Annotated in this window: 15 protein-coding genes; 4 read left to right on the top strand and 11 right to left on the bottom strand. The window is 64.3% G+C overall.

Annotated features, from left to right (window positions below; translation table 11 throughout):
• Positions 1 to 14: 14 nt before the first annotated feature.
• Genes ACFVSJ_RS13135 through hrcA form a run of 3 tightly spaced genes read right to left on the bottom strand, consistent with a single transcriptional unit; the run spans position 15 to position 2,989 of the window.
• Positions 15 to 797 carry a 16S rRNA (uracil(1498)-N(3))-methyltransferase gene (locus ACFVSJ_RS13135; RefSeq protein WP_387437232.1) on the bottom strand — a complete coding sequence of 261 codons (783 nt, stop codon included), beginning with the start codon at positions 795 to 797 and terminating at the stop codon, positions 15 to 17.
• Between the two features lie 2 nt (positions 798 to 799).
• Positions 800 to 1,930: a molecular chaperone DnaJ gene (gene dnaJ / locus ACFVSJ_RS13130; protein ID WP_387437231.1), complete on the bottom strand. Its 1,131-nt coding sequence runs from the start codon at positions 1,928 to 1,930 to the stop codon at positions 800 to 802.
• Between the two features lie 51 nt (positions 1,931 to 1,981).
• Positions 1,982 to 2,989, bottom strand: coding sequence for a heat-inducible transcriptional repressor HrcA (gene hrcA / locus ACFVSJ_RS13125; protein ID WP_387437230.1), 1,008 nt, complete (start codon positions 2,987 to 2,989; stop codon positions 1,982 to 1,984).
• A gap of 219 nt (positions 2,990 to 3,208) precedes the next feature.
• Between hrcA and ACFVSJ_RS13120 the strand changes: the two genes are divergently transcribed.
• Together ACFVSJ_RS13120 and ACFVSJ_RS13115 are read left to right on the top strand one after the other, a co-directional pair.
• Entirely contained in the window at positions 3,209 to 4,060 is an 852-nt protein-coding gene (locus tag ACFVSJ_RS13120) for a DUF3097 domain-containing protein (RefSeq protein ID WP_387437229.1), read from the top strand.
• 105 nt (positions 4,061 to 4,165) lie between these two features.
• The gene (locus ACFVSJ_RS13115; RefSeq protein ID WP_387437228.1) at positions 4,166 to 4,579 is read left to right on the top strand and encodes a DUF4870 domain-containing protein; all 414 of its coding nucleotides are present in this window, start codon (positions 4,166 to 4,168) and stop codon (positions 4,577 to 4,579) included.
• Positions 4,580 to 4,598: 19 nt separating this feature from the next.
• Here ACFVSJ_RS13115 and hemW read toward each other — a convergent pair whose 3' ends face one another.
• A complete protein-coding gene (hemW, locus tag ACFVSJ_RS13110; RefSeq protein WP_387437227.1) occupies positions 4,599 to 5,828 on the bottom strand; it encodes a radical SAM family heme chaperone HemW in 1,230 nt (409 codons plus the stop codon).
• A complete protein-coding gene (gene lepA, locus ACFVSJ_RS13105; RefSeq protein WP_387437226.1) occupies positions 5,829 to 7,682 on the bottom strand; it encodes a translation elongation factor 4 in 1,854 nt (617 codons plus the stop codon).
• Positions 7,683 to 7,892: 210 nt separating this feature from the next.
• Here lepA and ACFVSJ_RS13100 point away from each other — a divergent pair, with 210 nt between their 5' ends.
• Together ACFVSJ_RS13100 and rpsT are read left to right on the top strand one after the other, a co-directional pair.
• Complete coding sequence (locus ACFVSJ_RS13100) at positions 7,893 to 8,435, top strand: type II toxin-antitoxin system PemK/MazF family toxin (RefSeq protein ID WP_387437225.1); 543 nt, start codon at positions 7,893 to 7,895, stop codon at positions 8,433 to 8,435.
• Between the two features lie 167 nt (positions 8,436 to 8,602).
• On the top strand, positions 8,603 to 8,863 hold the full coding sequence (gene rpsT, locus ACFVSJ_RS13095; RefSeq protein ID WP_347107561.1) for a 30S ribosomal protein S20: 261 nt from the start codon (positions 8,603 to 8,605) through the stop codon (positions 8,861 to 8,863).
• 99 nt (positions 8,864 to 8,962) lie between these two features.
• Here rpsT and holA read toward each other — a convergent pair whose 3' ends face one another.
• The 6 genes from holA to glpK form a co-directional block, all read right to left on the bottom strand.
• Positions 8,963 to 9,979, bottom strand: coding sequence for a DNA polymerase III subunit delta (gene holA, locus ACFVSJ_RS13090; RefSeq protein ID WP_387437224.1), 1,017 nt, complete (start codon positions 9,977 to 9,979; stop codon positions 8,963 to 8,965).
• On the bottom strand, positions 9,898 to 11,613 hold the full coding sequence (locus ACFVSJ_RS13085; RefSeq protein WP_387437223.1) for a ComEC/Rec2 family competence protein: 1,716 nt from the start codon (positions 11,611 to 11,613) through the stop codon (positions 9,898 to 9,900). Before ACFVSJ_RS13085 ends, holA begins: the two co-directional genes overlap by 82 nt.
• A gap of 34 nt (positions 11,614 to 11,647) precedes the next feature.
• Positions 11,648 to 12,466, bottom strand: a complete 819-nt coding sequence (locus ACFVSJ_RS13080; protein WP_387437222.1) for a helix-hairpin-helix domain-containing protein — start codon at positions 12,464 to 12,466, stop codon at positions 11,648 to 11,650.
• Between the two features lie 66 nt (positions 12,467 to 12,532).
• The gene (locus ACFVSJ_RS13075; RefSeq protein WP_387437221.1) at positions 12,533 to 13,516 is read right to left on the bottom strand and encodes a DegV family protein; all 984 of its coding nucleotides are present in this window, start codon (positions 13,514 to 13,516) and stop codon (positions 12,533 to 12,535) included.
• Positions 13,517 to 13,595: 79 nt separating this feature from the next.
• A complete protein-coding gene (leuS, locus tag ACFVSJ_RS13070) occupies positions 13,596 to 16,124 on the bottom strand; it encodes a leucine--tRNA ligase (protein ID WP_387437220.1) in 2,529 nt (842 codons plus the stop codon).
• Between the two features lie 314 nt (positions 16,125 to 16,438).
• On the bottom strand, positions 16,439 to 17,953 hold the full coding sequence (glpK, locus tag ACFVSJ_RS13065) for a glycerol kinase GlpK (RefSeq protein WP_387437219.1): 1,515 nt from the start codon (positions 17,951 to 17,953) through the stop codon (positions 16,439 to 16,441).
• Positions 17,954 to 17,994 lie beyond the last annotated feature (41 nt).

The raw sequence follows: 17,994 nt of genomic DNA, 5'->3' as shown, positions 1-17,994 counted from the left end.
GGCAGACTACGGCGTCAGGCTTGCTGCCAGCGCCCCAGGACGTCGCTCGCCAGCACGACGGCGGCCGGTCCGGCCGTGGACGACCTCAGTACGTGATGGCCCAACAGTGCCGTCACCGCGCCGGCGTCGCTAAGACGCGTCACTTCGCGCGGCGAAATGCCGCCCTCCGGGCCGACGATCAACAGCACCTCGCGGGGTTCATTCGGGCCAGCACCCGCCAGTTGGGCGGAATTTTCCAGCACGGAGCGCAGACCGTTCTTTGCGTCCTCGTGCAGGACGACGGCCAGATCAGCCACCGTGGCTGCCTTCGCCAGTCCCGCGGAGTCGACGATGGGACGGACCTGGGGAATCCACGCCCGCCGGGCCTGCTTTGCCGCGGCGGTGACAACCGACTGCCACTTTGCATGTGCCTTGGCGGCACGGTCGCCCTTCCACCGCACGATGGAACGTTCGGCCTGCCACGGAATTACGGCGTCGATTCCGAGTTCCGTGGCAGTTTCGATGGCCAGCTCGTCACGGTCGCCTTTCGCCAGGGCCTGTACCAGGACCAGGCGAACGGAAGACTGTTCCTCGACCACCACGTCCGTCGCGGTCACTGAAAGGGACCCCGGGCCCGCGTCGGATACCTTGCCGCTGAGTCGGGTACCGGCTCCGTCCGCGAGGTCCACGTACTCGCCGACGGCCAATCGCTTCACTGTCACGGCGTGGCGGGCCTCCGGGCCCTCGAGGACGAACACGGATCCGGGCCCCAGGCCATCCAGGCTCCCGGCCGGGGTGAAGAAGACGGGGTTGCTCACCGCTACAGGTTACCGAGCTTGTCCCGCAGCTTGGCGAACATGCCACCGCTGGCCACGAGCTTGCCTTCCGTGAACTGCTCACCACGCAATTTGGCAAGTTGCCTCAAGAGGTCTTCCTGGGCAGCGTCCAGTTTGACGGGAGTTTCCACGTGCAGGTGGACCTTAAGGTCCCCTCGGCCGTAGCCCCGCAAATGGGTAACCCCCAAGCCGCGAAGCGTGATGATTTCGCCGGACTGCGTTCCAGCCTTGACGTCGATTTCCTGGGCGCCATCGAACGTCTCAAGCGTCAGCTCCGTTCCCAGGGCCGCCGCTGTCATCGGCACGCTCAGCGTGGCGTGGAGGTCGTCGCCTTCGCGGATGTACGTGGAATCGTTGTTGACGCGGATCTCAACGTACAGGTCGCCTGCAGGTCCGCCCGCGGGACCGGCTTCGCCCTGGCCGGACAACTGGATGCGGGTTCCCGTCGCGACGCCGGCAGGGACCTTGATGGTCAGGGAACGCCGGCTGCGGATGCGGCCCTGGCCGCTGCATTCGTTGCACGGGTCCTTGATGATGGTGCCGAAGCCTTCGCAGGAGCCACACGGTGCGGTGGTCATGACCTGGCCGAGGATGGAGCGCACAGCCCGTTGGACCTGGCCACTGCCGCCGCAGATGTCGCAGCGCTCAGGGTGGGTGCCGGGCCGGCAGCAGCTGCCATCACACGTGGGACAGACAACAGCGGTATCCACCTCAAGCTTCTTGTTGACGCCGAAGACTGCGTCCTTGAGATCGATGCGGACGCTGATGAGCGCGTCCTGGCCGCGCCGCACACGGGACGCCGGACCCGCGTGTCCCCCGCCGCCGCCGCCAAAGAACGTGTCGAAGATGTCCTGGAAGGCGAAACCCTGGCCGGAGTACCCGCCGCCGAAGCCATTGTCGGTACCGTTCTCGTTGCCAGTGGCGTCGTACACACGGCGTTTCTGCGGGTCGGACAACACTTCGTAAGCGTGCGTCACGGCCTTGAACTGCTCCGCGACATCCTCGCCCGGGTTGACATCCGGGTGCAGTTTTCGCGCCAACTTGCGGTACGCCTTTTTGATCTCTTCGCCGGTGGCTTCCGGGGAGACTCCCAAAACGTCATAGTGGCTGCTCAAAGTCAGTATCTCTTCCTTGTTGTACTGCGGTTCTTACGTCGGTGGCTGGCGTCAGCCGCCGAGAATACGGGAAAGGTAGCGGGCCACGGCCCGGACAGCGGCCATGGTGGTGGGATAGTCCATCCGGGTGGGGCCCAGGATGCCTACCTTGGCACCGGAGCCGTAGCCCGTCGCGACCACGGAGGCCTCGGACAAGCCGTCGTAAGGATTCTCCCGGCCGATGCTGACTGTGACCCCCCGGGGATCATCGCCCATGTCCGACAACAACCGAAGCATCACCACTTGTTCCTCGAGGGCTTCAAGTACCGGTCCGATGCTCAAGGGGAAGTCCACATTGGAACGGGCGAGGTTTGCCGTGCCCGCCATCAGGATGCGCTCTTCGCGGCTGGTATCGCTGAGCGACTGGAGTCCCCCGGCGAGGACCTGCGCCACGCCACGGACTTCCGGGGGGCACAGGGCCACAACGGACGGCAGCACCTGCGGCAGCAACTCCAGCGGAGACCCGGCGATGCTGCCAAGGAACCTCGCCCGCAGGGCCATCAACGCTTCATTCGTGACGTCCGAACCCGTGTCAAGCACCTTCTGTCCCACGCTGCCGGTGTCCGCAATCAGGACCACGAGGACCTGCTTGGGGGCAAGCAGGACAAACTCAACATGGCGGACCAAAGCGCGCTTGGAGTGCGGGTACTGCACGACGGCGACCTGGTTGGTCAGCTGCGACAGGAGCCTGACGGTCCGCTCCAGGATGTCGTCGAGATCGTCGGGGCCTTCAAGGAGCGAATGGATGGCGCGGCGTTCGGCGGCAGAGAGCGGCTTGACCTGCGAGATCCGGTCCACGAACAGCCTGTAGCCCTTGTCCGTGGGAATACGGCCCGCGCTGGTGTGCGGGGCGGCAATGAGGCCTTCCTCTTCAAGCACTGCCATGTCGTTCCTGATGGTGGCGCTTGATACGCCGAGGTGGTGCCGTTCCACCAATGCCTTGGAGCCGACAGGTTCCCGCGAGTGCACGTAGTCCTCGACGATGGCACGCAACACTTCCAGCTTGCGCGGTTCACTCATGTGCGACACCTCCTGTCGACGCTTCGGATCCCCGCTGGCAGGCGTGGGACGGACCCGGATTGACCATTGCTCTTAGCACTCAACATGCCCAAGTGCTAACAAGTCTAGTATGGGCCACCACGTTGCTAGCATTGAAAACGCCCGCGGATAACATCCAAGGCGGAGCCGGCAGCAACGGGTAGCCGGCCGACATTCCCAGCGCGAAGAGGTAGAGACTCCTTGGCTTTCGACACGTGGGGCCCGCAGGACCTCTCCGCTCCCGCCAAACAAAAGCTTCCGGAAGTGCCTGTCCAGCGCGGAATGGTCCTCGAAGACGTCCAATCGGGCTGGGTGGGCGAAGTCACCCGCGTCGAGAAATCGGGCGGAATGCACATCGTGTCCCTCGAAGACCGGCGTGGCAAGACCCGGTCCTTCCAGCTCGGCTTCGGCTTCCTGCTCGAAGGGCAGGCCGTACGGCTGCTGCCTCCCGCCGCCAAGGCCCCGGCAGGAGCAGTGCCCGCCGGCCGCACAGCGTCCGGTTCAGTCAGGGTCCAAGGCCAACGAGCGCAAGTGGCGAAAGCCAGCCGGATCTGGGTGGAAGGCAAACACGACGCCGAACTCGTCGAGAAAGTCTGGGGTGACGACCTTCGGGTGGAGGGCATCGTCGTCGAGCCCCTTCATGGCGTGGACGATCTCCGGGCGGCGATCGCAGCCTTCGGCCCGGGGCCGAAGCGCAAGCTGGGCATCCTGGTGGACCATCTGGTGGCCGGTTCAAAGGAATCCCGTATCGCAGCAGAAGCAATGCAGGTACCGGGGGCCGCCGGAAACGTGCTTATTGTCGGACACCCCTACGTGGACGTGTGGCAGGCAATCCGACCGAAAGTCCTTGGCATCGAACAGTGGCCGGACGTGCCCCGCGGCACGGACTGGAAGACGGGAATCCTCAGGGCGTTCGGCTGGCCACATGAAACGGCAGAGGACATCGGCCTGGGCTGGCAACGATTGCTGGGGGCCGTAAGGACCTACGCCGACCTGGAGGCTTCCCTGCTGGGGCGCGTGGAGGAAGTCATCGACTTTTTGACCGCCCCCTGAGGAGGGGACACCGGACCGTTTCGAGCGCTGATGGTCCCTGCAACGAGTCCGGACCCAGTATTCTGGGACAGCAACACCGCATTTTTACAGCAAAGGGAAGACACCGTGGCAGAGAACGCTCCAGAAGAACAGGGCCGGGCCGCAGGCCAGCCCCAGTACCATGGTGCACCTGCGAATGCACTGCCCCTGACCGCAAGCGAAGACCGGCAGTGGGCCACGCTGGCCCACTTTGGGGGAATCCTCGGCTGCCTTCCGTCCTTGCTGATCTACTTGATCTTCCGTGAGCGCGGGCCGTTCACGGCCCAGGAGTCCAAGGAAGCCCTGAATTTCACACTTCCGCCCACCATTGCGGCCGTCCTGGCGAACATCCTCGTCCTGCTGCCGGTTGTAGGCAACATCTTCGCGGTGATCGCAACGGCAATTTGGGTGGCGCTCACGTGTTTCTCGGTGTCCGCGGGCATCCGGGTCAACCACGGCCAACCGCACCGGTACCGTTTCAACCTCCGCTGGATCAAGTAGCCGCAGACGCGGCGGCCAGCTAGTCCGGAAGGATCCGGCGTACCACTGCGTCTGCCAACAAGCGCCCCTTGAGGGTCAACACCAAGCGGCCCTTGAAAGCAGCAGCGGGATCCACCAGCCCATCGGCAATGAGCCCTGCCATGGCGTGCCGACCCACTTTGTCGAGGGCATCCACGTCCAATCCTGAGCCAAGCCGCGCTTCAAGCATGATGCGTTCCACTTCCCGGGTTCCGGCGTCGAGGGTTTCCCTGCCCGCGGCGGGCGAATTTCCGGCCGCCAGGCGGGACGCATAGGCGGTGGGGTGCTTGACGTTCCACCAGCGGACTCCGCCAACATGGGAGTGGGCTCCCGGGCCGATTCCCCACCAGTCGTCGCCACGCCAGTACGCGAGGTTGTGCCGGCACGCCTGCCCAGGAGTCCTGGCCCAGTTGCTGACCTCATACCAACCCAGGCCTGCCTCCGAGATCAGCTGGTCGGCGAGCTCGTACTTTGCGGCGTGGTCGTCGTCGTCGATTCCGGGAACCTCGCCACGCCGGATCTGGGCCGCGAGCTTGGTCCCGTCCTCCACAATCAGGGCGTACGCACTGATGTGGTCCGGATTGTAGGACAGGGCCGTTTCGAGGGACATACGCCAATCTTCCATGGACTCGCCCGGCGTGCCGTAGATCAGGTCAAGGCTCACCGCCAAGCCGACCTCGCGTGCCCATTCAACCACCAGGGGAACCCGGCTGGGGGTATGGGTGCGGTCCAGGACCTTGAGGACGTGCGGCACAGCCGACTGCATACCGAAGGACACCCGGGTAAACCCGGCATCGGCCAGCACTTTGAGGGAGTCCGGCGTGACTGAGTCGGGGTTCGCCTCGGTGGTCACCTCGGCGCCCGGTTCGAGCCCCCAGTGTTCGACGGCGGCACGCAGGATCCGTGCCAGGTCTTCGGCCGGGAGCAGCGTTGGCGTACCGCCCCCGAAGAAGACAGTGCTGAGCGGCCGACGCGGCAGGCCCGAGGCATCCAGGGCTTCTGCCGCGAATCCGAGCTCGGAAACCGCCGTCGCAGCATAGGCATCCTGCGAGGCGCCTCCACCCAGTTCAGTGGCGGTATAAGTATTGAAATCGCAGTATCCGCAGCGGACCGCACAGAACGGGATATGGACGTACAGGCCGAACTTTCGCTGTTCGATTCCGTCCAGCACCTGCGGAGGCAGCAAGCCGTCCGCAGGTGCGGGGTCGCCCAAGGGCAGGACGCTGGGCATCTACTTCTTTGCCTTGTCCTTCGATTCGTCCGTGGTAAGGGCAGCGATGAAGGCCTCCTGCGGAACTTCCACGCGGCCGACCATCTTCATGCGCTTCTTGCCTTCCTTCTGCTTCTCGAGCAGCTTGCGCTTACGGGTGATGTCACCGCCGTAGCACTTGGCAAGGACGTCCTTGCGGATGGCACGTATGCTTTCGCGCGCGATAATGCGGGAGCCAATGGCAGCCTGGATGGGCACCTCGAACTGCTGCCTCGGAATGAGCTCGCGGAGCTTCCCGGTCATCATCACGCCGTAGGCGTAGGCCTTGTCCCGGTGGGTGATGGCACTGAACGCGTCCACTTGTTCACCTTGGAGCAGGATGTCGACCTTGACGAGGTCGGCCACTTGCTCGCCGTCGGCCTTCCAGTCCAGCGAAGCGTAGCCGCGCGTCTTGGACTTCAGGAGATCGAAGAAGTCGAACACAATCTCGGCCAGCGGGATCCAGTAACGGAGTTCGACGCGGTCCTCGGACAGGTAATCCATGCCCTTCATCTGTCCTCGGCGGCTCTGGCACAGCTCCATGATGGCACCGACGAACTCGTTGGGCGCCAGGACGGTAGCGGAGACCATCGGCTCGCGGACCTCGGCGATCTTGCCCGTGGGGTACTCGCTCGGGTTGGTCACGTGGACCACGCGCTTGTCTTCGAGGGTGACCTCGTACTCCACGTTGGGAGCAGTGGAGATGAGGTCGAGGTTGTACTCCCGTTCCAACCGCTCGCGCGTAATTTCCAGGTGCAGCAACCCGAGGAAGCCCACACGGAAACCGAAGCCCAGCGCAGCTGAGGTCTCAGGTTCGTAGATCAGTGCGGCGTCGTTCAGCATCAGCTTTTCGAGGGCGTCACGAAGCACCGGGTAGTCCGTGCCATCCAAGGGGTAAAGGCCGGAGAAGACCATCGGCTTCGCGTCGGCATACCCGCTGAGCGATTCGGAGGCCGGCTTCGCTTGGTTGGTGACAGTATCGCCGACCTTGGACTGACGGACATCCTTCACGCCGGTGATGAGGTATCCCACCTCGCCTACGCCGAGGCCCTTTGATGGTGTGGGCTCCGGTGAGCTCACGCCGATCTCGAGGAGTTCGTGCGTTGCGCGGGTTGACATCATCTGGATGCGTTCGCGGGGATGAAGCTTGCCATCGACCACCCGGACATAGGTCACGACGCCCCGGTAGGTGTCGTAGACGGAGTCAAAGATCATGGCCCGCGCAGGGGCGTCAGGATCGCCGACAGGTGCGGGAAGGTCGCGGACGATCTTGTCCAGGAGCGCCTCAACGCCAACGCCGGTCTTACCGGAAACCTTGAGAACGTCCTCGGGGTCGCCGCCGATCAGGTTGGCGAGTTCCGCAGCGTACTTTTCGGGCTGCGCAGCGGGGAGGTCGATCTTGTTCAAGACCGGAATGATGGTGAGGTTGTTCTCCATCGCCAAGTAAAGGTTGGCCAGGGTCTGGGCTTCGATGCCCTGTGCAGCGTCGACGAGGAGGACTGCCCCTTCGCAAGCAGCCAGTGACCGCGAAACCTCGTAGGTAAAGTCGACGTGGCCCGGGGTGTCGATCATGTTCAGGGCATAGGACTTGCCCTCGACTTCCCATGGCATGCGGACCGCCTGGGACTTGATCGTGATGCCGCGCTCACGCTCGATATCCATGCGGTCCAGATACTGGGCTTTCATGTCGCGCTGCTGAACGACGCCGGTGAACTGCAACATGCGGTCGGCCAAGGTGGACTTACCGTGGTCGATGTGGGCAATGATGCAGAAGTTCCGGATGATGGCCGGATCTGTTGCGGCGGGCACCGGTGCGGTGCGGGCCATGGGAGACACGCAGGGTCCTAACTGTCGGCATTCGCGCGGCTGGACCGTTCACTGGGCAGGGGCCAGCGCAGGACATACCGCATATCTGATCCTCCAGTGTCCCATGAACCGGCCGTTCCACGTACATCAGGGGAAGCACGGGCACCTGTGCCCGAACCGGTCGCTGGGCCCCGCAGGCAATGAAGCCGCGTGTCCGCGAAGTGACGGTAGCTTGGTCCTATGGCTCTGGACTTACGACCCCTTGGCAAAGCACTCCTGCGATCCCTCCGGGCGCTCGGTGGCAGCGCAGCCAGGACGTCGACCCCTCCCGCGCCGCGTCGGGGCGGGCTCCGGCAACCAAGCCGGCCACCCGGCGTCGTGCCCGGGACCTATCCCGGCGATTACCGCGGAAGCGTGCGCGCCAGCTACTCCCCCACGCCCGACGGCAAGCCGGATCCCGGCGAGATCGTGTGGAGTTGGGTGCCGTACGAGGAGGACTACACGCAGGGCAAGGACCGGCCGGTGCTGCTGGTGGGGCGTGACGGGAAGTGGCTTCTCGGGCTGATGCTGACATCGAAGGACCACGACAACGGCGTGCGCGCTGACGACTACGTCGACATCGGCGCGGGACCCTGGGACCGTCAAGGCAGGCCAAGCGAGGTCAAAGTGGACCGCGTCATCCGGCTGGATCCAGGCGCAGTCCGCCGCGAGGGCGCCGTCCTCGGCAAGTCCAGCTTCCAGGAAGTAACCCGCGCCTTGCGGGACCAATCCACGCCGGGGTAAGGGCTTGCACGCTTGACCCGCGTTTTCTGCTATCCTTTATAGCTGTGTGTCCGTGCAGGTCGACGGCCACACATGGTTGGCTGCCATAGGCATCCCCACGCCGCTCAGTCGATGGCCAACCTGACAACCCTCTAGACCATTTCCGCATTAAAAAAGAGAGTTCATACGTGGCTAATATCAAGTCCCAGAAGAAGCGCATCCTCACCAACGAGAAGGCTCGCCTGCGCAACAACGCAGTCAAGTCCGAGCTGAAGACGGCCATCCGCGCCGTCAACACCGCCGTTGCGTCTGCTGACAAGGATGCTGCTGGAACTGCACTTGCCGCTGCCAGCCGTAAGCTGGACAAGGCTGTCAGCAAGGGCGTTATTCACAAGAACAACGCTGCTAACCGCAAGTCGGCGATCTCCAAGAAGGTCAACGCACTCTAAGGTTTTTCCAGTTCGACTGAGCTGAACAGGAGGCCGGTACCCACGGGTGCCGGCCTCCTGTCTTTTAAGCATGCAAGCCCGGTTACCCCGGGCCCCCGCTCAGCGACGCTGCGCAGACGTTGAAATCACGGTCACAGCATGTTCAACGGCGTAAACAGGATCCCTGGACAAACCCTTGACCTGCGCGTCGGCCTCGGCAATGACCTGGATGGACCGGATAAGTCCCTCCGGAGTCCAACGGCGGACATCACGCTGTGCCTGTTCCACGAGCCACGGTTGCATGCCCAGGTTCTTGGCGATCGTGGCGGAGGATCCCTTGGCGCCGGCTACTTTGGCGAGGGTGCGCAGTTTGGCCGCAAGGGCAGCCACGAGGGGAACGGGGTCAACTCCCGTGGATACGGCGTGCCGCAAAGTTGAAAGAGCCAACGGACCGTTTCCCGCCATCGCTGCGTCTGCCACCTTGAATGCCGTTGCCTCGACGCGACCACCGTAATACTTGTCAACGGTTGCGGCATCGACGGCGGTGGTGGCGTCTGCGATGAGCTGGTTGCACGCCGCAGCAAGCTCCGAGAGATTGGCACCCACCGCGTTGACAAGGGCTTGGACCGCCTGGCCCTCGATACGCCGGTTGCCGGCTTTGAACTCGGCCACCACGAATGCCGTCTTGTCGGCGTCCTTCTTGAGCGGTTGGCAGTCGATGACGGGCCATCCGGCGGCCTTGACGGCGTCGAGCAGTTTCTTGCCCCGTACGCCGCCCGCATGCCTCAGGACAAGGACCACATCGGCTTCCGGCTGGGGCAGGTATTTCATGGCGTCAGCGAGGAAGGCATCGTTCATGGACTCAAGGCCCTCGATCTCCACCAGCTTTCCTTCACCGAAAAGCGATGGGGTCACCGTCATGGCCAGGGATCCGGGTTCGTAGGAGCCCGCGTTGAGTTTGGTGAGTTCCACGTCCGGGGTTGCTGAGCGGACTTGGGCCCGGATGCGGTCCATTGCCCGGATTCCCAAATACTCCTCGGGTCCGGTGACCAGCACTACGGCAGCCGGCGCGGCCTCGCGCCAACCGGCGTTGTTCGCCGGGGTGTTCTTGGCCCGGGTGTTTTGGGCAGCAGCCACTGGTGATTCCTTCCGGACAGGTTTGTGCAAGGTTTAAGTCTGCCATGTCTTGGGCCATGGCGTTTGTGGCGGCAAGCGGAACCTCGGCGCAGGGCAAGTAGTTCCGCGTGTTCGAGTCCTTTCATGATCCCCCTGTGAACGGTGAGCACCCCGTCAAGGAATCCCGCCGGATGCAGCATCCCCCACGTCACCACCACAGCGACGGTGGACAAGGCCACCATTGATGCGATCCCGACTGGTCCCTCAGCCCACGGCATCGCGGCACCCGGCAACGCAGCGAAGAACCGCGCGGTTCCTGCCACCATTGATGCGCTGGTTCCTGCCACGGCCAAGGGAGCCGCAGCCAGCCAGGGAACGGCAGCCAACGGCACTGCGATCGTTCCGAGGATGGTTATGGGGGCTACCAGCGGTCCGGCCAGCACATTGGCAATGAGCGAGTAAGCCGAGAACTGGGGTTGCAACCAGACAATGGCCGGTCCGCACACGATCTGGGCGGAGAGCGGTACCGCTATGCCGGTGGCCAGCCATGAAGGAACCCAGTCAGGAAACCACGACGCCATGCGGCTGGCGAACAACACAATGCCAAGGGTGGCAAGGACGGACAGCAGAAAGCCAAAGGAAACGGACAGGGCGGGCTGCCAGAGGAGGAGGGAGGTGCACGCGACGCAAAGGAACGTCAGTGACCTGCCACGGAGCCCTGCTGTGAGGGCGGCAAGCCCCACGACGCCCATGACGGCTGCGCGCAGGACGCTTGGATCGGGGCCTGCCAGGACCACGAAGGCCGCCAACCCCATGCCTGCAACCATTGCTGCAAGGGGCCGCGGGAGACGGAAAGTACGTGCCACCAGAATGAATCCACCCAGAATTAAGCTGCAATTTGCCCCGCTGACCACCGTCAAATGATTCATGCCCGTGGTCTTCATGGCCGATTCCAGGCTCTCCGGAAGCGCGGACGTGTCCCCGGTGACCATGCCGGGCAGCAGGCCTGCCGCGTCGGCCGGCAACCACGCCGCCGCCTCGCGGAATTGTTCCCGGGCCGCGTTCGCGGTTTGTCGAGGATCATAGGCCGTACTGACCAGCACCGGGGCCGTTGACGCTGAAAGAACGGCCGCTTCGGTTTGGCCCTCCTTGGCCTCCTTCAGGGTTCCTGTGGTCCTCAAGGATTGCCCCGGCCGCACGTGCTGCCAAGCCTCCCCGCCAATGACCAACACTGCTGCCGAATCCGTGACGATGCTGCCTCCGGCAGTGAAGTGTTCCACTTGCGCCGGGACGGTCCAGCGGCTGGCCCCGGTATGTCCCGGCACCGCAACCGCGGAAGGAGGCCCCGTGACCCGGACGTTGATGACCACTCCCTCGCCGGTGGTGGCAGCAGCGGCAAGCGGTCCCTGCTCCCGTGCGGCAGTGTCCGCGGCGCAGTGCAGGGCCACGGCAGCGCCCATCAGGCAGGCAAGCGCAAGGGTGGCGGACGTGGTCCTTGCCCTCAGCCTCCGCCGTTGACGCTGCCGGGCGGACGCCATCAACCCCAAGGCAACCAAGGCCAGTAAAGCGCAGAGCATTGTGGACCACCACTGGGGACCCACAGTTCCCGCCAGGGCCGCCGCCCATGCTGCTACGGCTGTTGGGACAAGTCGCACGTCCAGTCGTTTGGCTGACGGACTTCCCGCGGCGTTAGCCACCTTGCACCGTCACGAGTCCCTTGAGCGATTCCATGAGTTTGGGGCCGATACCGTCGATGGCGTCCAATTCCTCGACTGACTTGAACGGGCCGTGATCCTTCCGCCAATCGGCGATGCGCTGTGCCATGACGGGTCCCACGCGCGGCAAGGTGCCGAGCTCCTCCACGGAAGCGGTGTTAATGTCGACCTTCGCCGAACCGGCCGGAGCCCGCGAGCTGCCACCCGCCGTGCCACCTGGTTCCAGCCCCTGCGGCGTGCCAACGGCGTCGCCGGCGCGCGGAACCACGATCTTTGCACCGTCCGCCACCACTTCAGCGAGGTTCAGGCCGTCAAGCCGGGCATCGGGAGCCGCGCCGCCTGCCGCCTCGATGGCCTGGTACACCCTGCTGCCATCCGGCAAGGATTCCACTCCCGGCTTTTGCACCGCACCGGCCACATGGACAAGCACAGTCCCGGAGGGTGTATGGCCCGGCTGTTCGTCTCCACTTTGGTCCGCCGAGTCCGAGGCGGCAGGTGGTGCCAGCGGTGCGATCGATGGCTGGTCATTGTTGGTTTGCCACACGAAGCAGACGGCGGCCACCAACGCGGCAGCGGCCACCATGAAGACGACAGTCCTGGGACTCCGCCAGCGGATTCGCGAAGGGATTGCCGGGAGCAGTCCGGCATCGCCTTGGTCTTCGCAGGTCGGTTCCTTCGCAGACAGAGGCAGCAGTGGTTCTACCTCTACAGCAGGTTCAATGTGCCGGGAGAGCCGCCGCCTGAAGGCCTCACTTGCGGCATCGGACGAGGTGTCCTTGTTCCGGCGTGGCATGAATCGAGCCTATTGCCGAGGGCACCCAGACACCGCTGCGTAGTGCGCCCTATGTGGATAAAACCTTCAACTGCCTGGCGTGCTGCTTTCGCCCACGATGACGGCCAGGACACCCAAACCGGCGTGCGCGGCAAGAACGGCAGGAAGCGAACTGATCTGGGCTGGAGGAGAACCGGGACACTTCTCCACCAACCGGACCGCCAGCGATTCCGCTTCGGCAGGATTCCCGAAATGATGAACGGCCAGCCGCGCCTGGCCGGGCGCGCGGGACGCCACGTCGGCGGCCACGATCTCCTCCAACCGAGCGATGGCACGAACAGCGGACCTGACCTTTTCAAGCGGTACGATCTTCCCGCCGTCGACCGCGAGGATCGGTTTGATGGAAAGCACCGTCCCCAGGACCGATGCAGCGGCGCCGATGCGGCCACCGCGGCGAAGTTGCTCAAGGCTCGGAACGTAGAAATAGACTTTGGTGCGCTCCATGCGCTGTTGCGCGAAAGCCACGACGTCGGCTGCGGGTTGTCCCGCGGCGGCCGCTACCACCGCGCTCTGCACGCCCATCCCCTGTGCCATCCCGACCGTCCGGGAGTCGAGGACTTCAACCTGGATCCCCACCCGGGCCGCAGCCAAACGCGCGGCATCGACAGTTCCGGAGAGCGCGGAAGAGATGTGGATGGAGACCACCGACTCGAAACCGTGCCGCTGGGCAGCCAGGTACGCCTGCTCGAACTGACCCGGCGAAGGGCGCGACGTTTTCACCGAAGCCCCCGATGCCAACGCGACGGCAAGGGTTTGGGTGATGTCGTCCTCGCCCTCCCCGTAGATTTCGTCGCCCACCATGACAGGCATGGGGACAACCGCCAGGCGGCCGTCCGCGGCAAAAGCCGCAACCCAGTCTGCCGGCAGGGCGGCAGCGGAGTCAGTCACTACCGCGGTCTTAACGACGGTGGGACCCGCCCCACCGGGGGCCGGGGCAGGGAGCGTCGGCAGCCTGAGGCGGGACAGTCGTTCCTTCAGCCATATCCACGCAGGTGGTTCCCGGTCCGGCACTGCATAACCTCCAACAAAGAGTGATCGGCCGCCGGCATTCCTGCCGGCGGCCGCGCTGCTCCAGGACCCTCAGGAAGCGTCAGGCCGGGACGATGTTCACCAGTTTAGGCGCGCGCACAATAACCGTGCGGATGCCGCGGCCGTCCATGGCACGCTGGACGTTCTCCGAAGCCAGCGCCAGTTCGCGCAATTCGTCCTCGCTGATATCCGGAGAGACTTCAAGCCGGTCACGGACCTTGCCCTGCACCTGGACAACGGCGGTGACCGTGTCCTGGACCAGCAGGGACTCGTCGTGCGTGGGCCAACCCGCGTTGGCCACCGAAGCTGGGTGGCCCAAGGCGTTCCAGAGATCCTCGGCTGTGTACGGAGCGAAGAGGCTAAGGATCACCGCAACAGCCTCAACAGCCTCACGGACTGCGGGGTCGGCGCCACCGGCACCGGAGTCGATGGTCTTGCGGGTCGCATTGACCAACTCCATGAGCCGGGCCACCACGACGTTGAACTTGTTGTTGTCCAGCAGCTCCGCCGCGTCGGCAATGGTCTTGTGGGTCACGGTCCTGAGTGCCCGGTCGCCGGTAGCGGGGTCCACGCCCGGCTCGCTGGTGACGTCCTGGCCGAGCCGCCACGCGCGTGCCAGGAACTTACCCGAACCTGCCGGCGAAACATCGGCCCAGTCGACGTCGTCCTCCGGCGGTGATGCAAAGACCATGGTGAGGCGCACGGCGTCGACGCCGAATTTGTCCAGCTGCTCACCCAGGTCGACACCGTTGCCGAGCGACTTGCTCATGGCCTTGCCGCCGTTGAGCACCTGGCCCTGGTTGAGCAGCGCGCTGAAAGGCTCGCTGGCTTCGATCAAGCCAATGTCCTTGATCACCTTGGTGAAGAAACGTGCGTACAGCAAGTGCAGGATGGCGTGCTCCACGCCGCCCACGTACTGGCCCACGGGCATCCAGTCGTTGATCTTCGCGGGATCGAAGGGACCTTCGGTGAAATTCGGCGAGACGAAGCGGAGGAAGTACCACGACGAGTCCACGAACGTGTCCATGGTGTCCGTGTCGCGCTGCGCGGCACGGCCGCAGTTGGGGCACTCGACATTGACCCATTCGACGGCGGCAGCAAGCGGCGACGTTCCCTTGGGAGCCAGCGCCTCACCACGGAGGTCGGACGGCAGGGTCACCGGGAGTTGGTCATCGGGGACGGGAACTTCCCCGCACTCACCGCAGTGGATGATGGGAATGGGCGTACCCCAGAACCGCTGGCGGCTCAGCAACCAGTCGCGCAAGCGGAAGTTGACGAACTTCTCGCCGGTGCCCTGCTTCTCCAGGATGTCGATGGCCGCCGGGATGGCGTCCGCCTTGCTCAGGCCGTCCAGTTCGCCCGAGTTCTGCAGGGTGCCTTCGCCCGCGGTGGCTACGCCGGATTCCGCAGGGTCTTCCTCACCCGTGTTCAGCACGGCCCGGACAGGCAGGTTGAAGGCCTTGGCAAAGTCAAGGTCGCGCTGGTCGTGGGCGGGAACAGCCATGATGGCGCCCGTTCCGTAGTCGGCCAGGACATAGTCTGCCGCCCATACAGGAAGCTTTTCGCCGTTGAGCGGGTTGATGGCGTACCGGCCGGTAAACACGCCGGTCTTTTCGCGTTCGGTGGACTGGCGCTCGATTTCGGAGAGGGCCTTGACCTTCTCGCGGTAGGCCATCAGTTCGTCGTGCTGTTCCGGGGTCACCAGGTCCAAGGCCAGATGGGCATCCGCGGCTACAACGAAGAACGTTGCGCCGTACAGGGTATCGGGCCGGGTGGTGAAGACAGTGACCTCGCGCTCCGGACGGCTGCCCGCGGCTTCGATGACAAAACGGACGTGGGCACCCTCGGAGCGGCCAATCCAGTTCCGCTGCATTGCGAGCACGCGCTCCGGCCAGTGGCCCTGCAGTTGGTCCATGTCCTCGAGCAGGCGGTCGGCGTAGTCCGTGATCTTGAAATACCACTGGTTCAGGGACTTCTTGGTGACGGGGGTCCCGCAGCGTTCACAGGCACCGTTGACCACCTGTTCGTTGGCCAGGACGGTCAGGTCCTTGGGGCACCAGTTGACCGGCGAGTCCTTGCGGTAGGCCAGGCCCCGCTCGTAGAAGCGCTTGAACAGCCACTGCGTCCAGCGGTAGTACTCGGGATCGGAGGTGTGCAGCCGGCGGGACCAATCGGCGGAGATGGCGTAGCGCTTGAAGGACGCGGCCTGGGTATCGATATTGGCGTAGGTCCACTCGCTGGGGTGCGCGTTGCGCTTGATGGCTGCGTTCTCGGCGGGCAGGCCGAAGGAGTCCCAGCCGATGGGGTGCAGGACGTCGTAGCCCTTCTGCCGGAGGTAGCGCGCAACGACGTCGCCCATGGCGAACGCCTCGGCGTGGCCCATGTGGAGATCGCCCGAGGGGTAAGGGAACATGTCCAGCACGTAGCGGCGTTCCCGCGAGCCGTCGTCGGCAGGGGTAAAAACCTTGAGGTCTTCCCAGACCTGCGGCCACTTGGCTTCCATGGCAGCGAAGCTGTAGACGCCCTCTTCGGGCGCTCCGGCTGCGGTTGTCTGTGCTGTTCCGGTCTCTGTCTCCGGCTGAACGCTCACTGCTGCCCTCTTCTGTTCTCGATGGCGGAATTACCTTCTGCTGTAGTGGCACGGTTTCCAGGACGCAAAACCCCCGGACACACAAAAGCCCCTCGACAATGGAGGGGCGGCCGCACGGCGATGTAGCCGGGCGGCTAACTAAGCAGAAGGTTCGCACGCATAGATCTACAATAGCGCACCTTAATAACTCTCCAGTCGCCACGAGCGGCTTACAGAGCCGACGAGTGAGTTGACGGCAGCCGCGCCTCGCCCGGGTGTGGTGGGCACCGCGAAGCGGGCGGGGCAGGCGCGGCTGCCGTCAACGTCAGGTCAGACTACTTAACGTCCTCGTCCACCCAGTCCATGGACTTGGTCACAGCCTTCTTCCACAGCCGCAACTGCCGCTCCTGCTCCTCCTTGTCGAGTTGCGGTTCCCAGCGCTTGTCCTCACCCCAGTTGGCGCTGAGCTCGCCGAGGTCGTTCCAGAAGCCGACAGCCAAGCCCGCGGCGTAAGCCGCGCCGAGTGCCGTGGTTTCAATGACCTTGGGCCGGACCACGGGCACACCAAGGATGTCCGCCTGGAACTGCATGAGGGAATCGTTGGCGACCATGCCGCCGTCGACCTTCAGTTCGGTGAGCGGGACGCCCGAGTCCGCGTTGACGGCGTCGAGCACTTCGCGGGTCTGGAACGCCGTGGCCTCAAGGGCCGCACGGGCGATGTGGCCCTTGTTGGCGTACCGGGTAAGTCCCACGATGGCGCCACGGGCATCGGCACGCCAATAGGGAGCGAAGAGGCCGGAGAACGCGGGAACGATGTACACGCCACCGTTGTCCTCCACCGCGGCAGCAAGTTCTTCCACCTGCGGGGCTGAACTGATCATGCCGAGATTGTCGCGGAGCCACTGGATCAAGGAACCCGTGACGGCAATGGAGCCTTCCAAGGCGTAGTGCGGCTTCTGGTCACCCAGCTTGTAGCCGAGGGTGGTCAGCAGTCCGTTCTTGGAGTGGACGATTTCTTCGCCGGTGTTGAAGATCAGGAAGCAACCCGTACCGTAGGTGTTCTTCGCTTCACCGGGCTGGAACGCGGCCTGTCCGAAGGTGGCTGCCTGCTGGTCGCCCAGGATGCCTGCTACTGGCGTTTCCCGGAGCAATTGAGAGGTGTGGACCTGGCCGTAGACCTCGGAGGAGGACTTGATGGCCGGCATCATGGACGCCGGCACCCCGAAAATGTCCAGAATCTCCTGGTCCCACTGGAGCGTTTCCAGATCCATGAACAGCGTGCGCGAGGCGTTGGTGACATCGGTGACGTGCACGCCGCCGTCCACTCCACCGGTGAGGTTCCACAGGACCCATGCGTCGGTGTTTCCGAACAGGAGGTCGCCGGCTTCGGCCTTCTCCCGCGCGCCTTCCACATTGTCCAGGATCCATTTGATCTTGGTGCCGGAGAAGTACGTGGCCAGGGGCAGGCCCACTTTCTGCTTGAACCGCTCCACTCCCCCGTCCTTGGCCAGTTCATCGACGATCGGCTGGGTTCGGGTGTCCTGCCAGACAATCGCGTTGTAGACAGCCTCGCCCGTGTTCTTGTCCCACACCACCGCGGTTTCGCGCTGGTTGGTGATGCCGACGGCGGCAATATCGTGCCGCGTCAGGTTCGCCTTGGAAAGGGCGGAGGCGATGACCTCCCGGGTGTTGTCCCAGATCTCGGCCGGGTTGTGCTCCACCCATCCGGCCTGCGGAAAGATCTGCTCGTGCTCCATTTGGCCGCTGGAGACGATGGTTCCGGCGTGGTCGAAAACGATGGCACGGGAGCTCGTGGTGCCCTGGTCAATGGCGATGACGTATTGGTTCATGGTGACGTCCTTGTCTTGGTTGGTTGAAAGTTGTGTCTTGC

The sequence above is a fragment of the Paenarthrobacter sp. NPDC058040 genome, from assembly GCF_042885775.1.
GTDB lineage: Bacteria > Actinomycetota > Actinomycetes > Actinomycetales > Micrococcaceae > Arthrobacter.
Note: the sequence above shows the minus strand (reverse complement) of the source record. Positions and strands in the feature narration are given on the sequence as shown.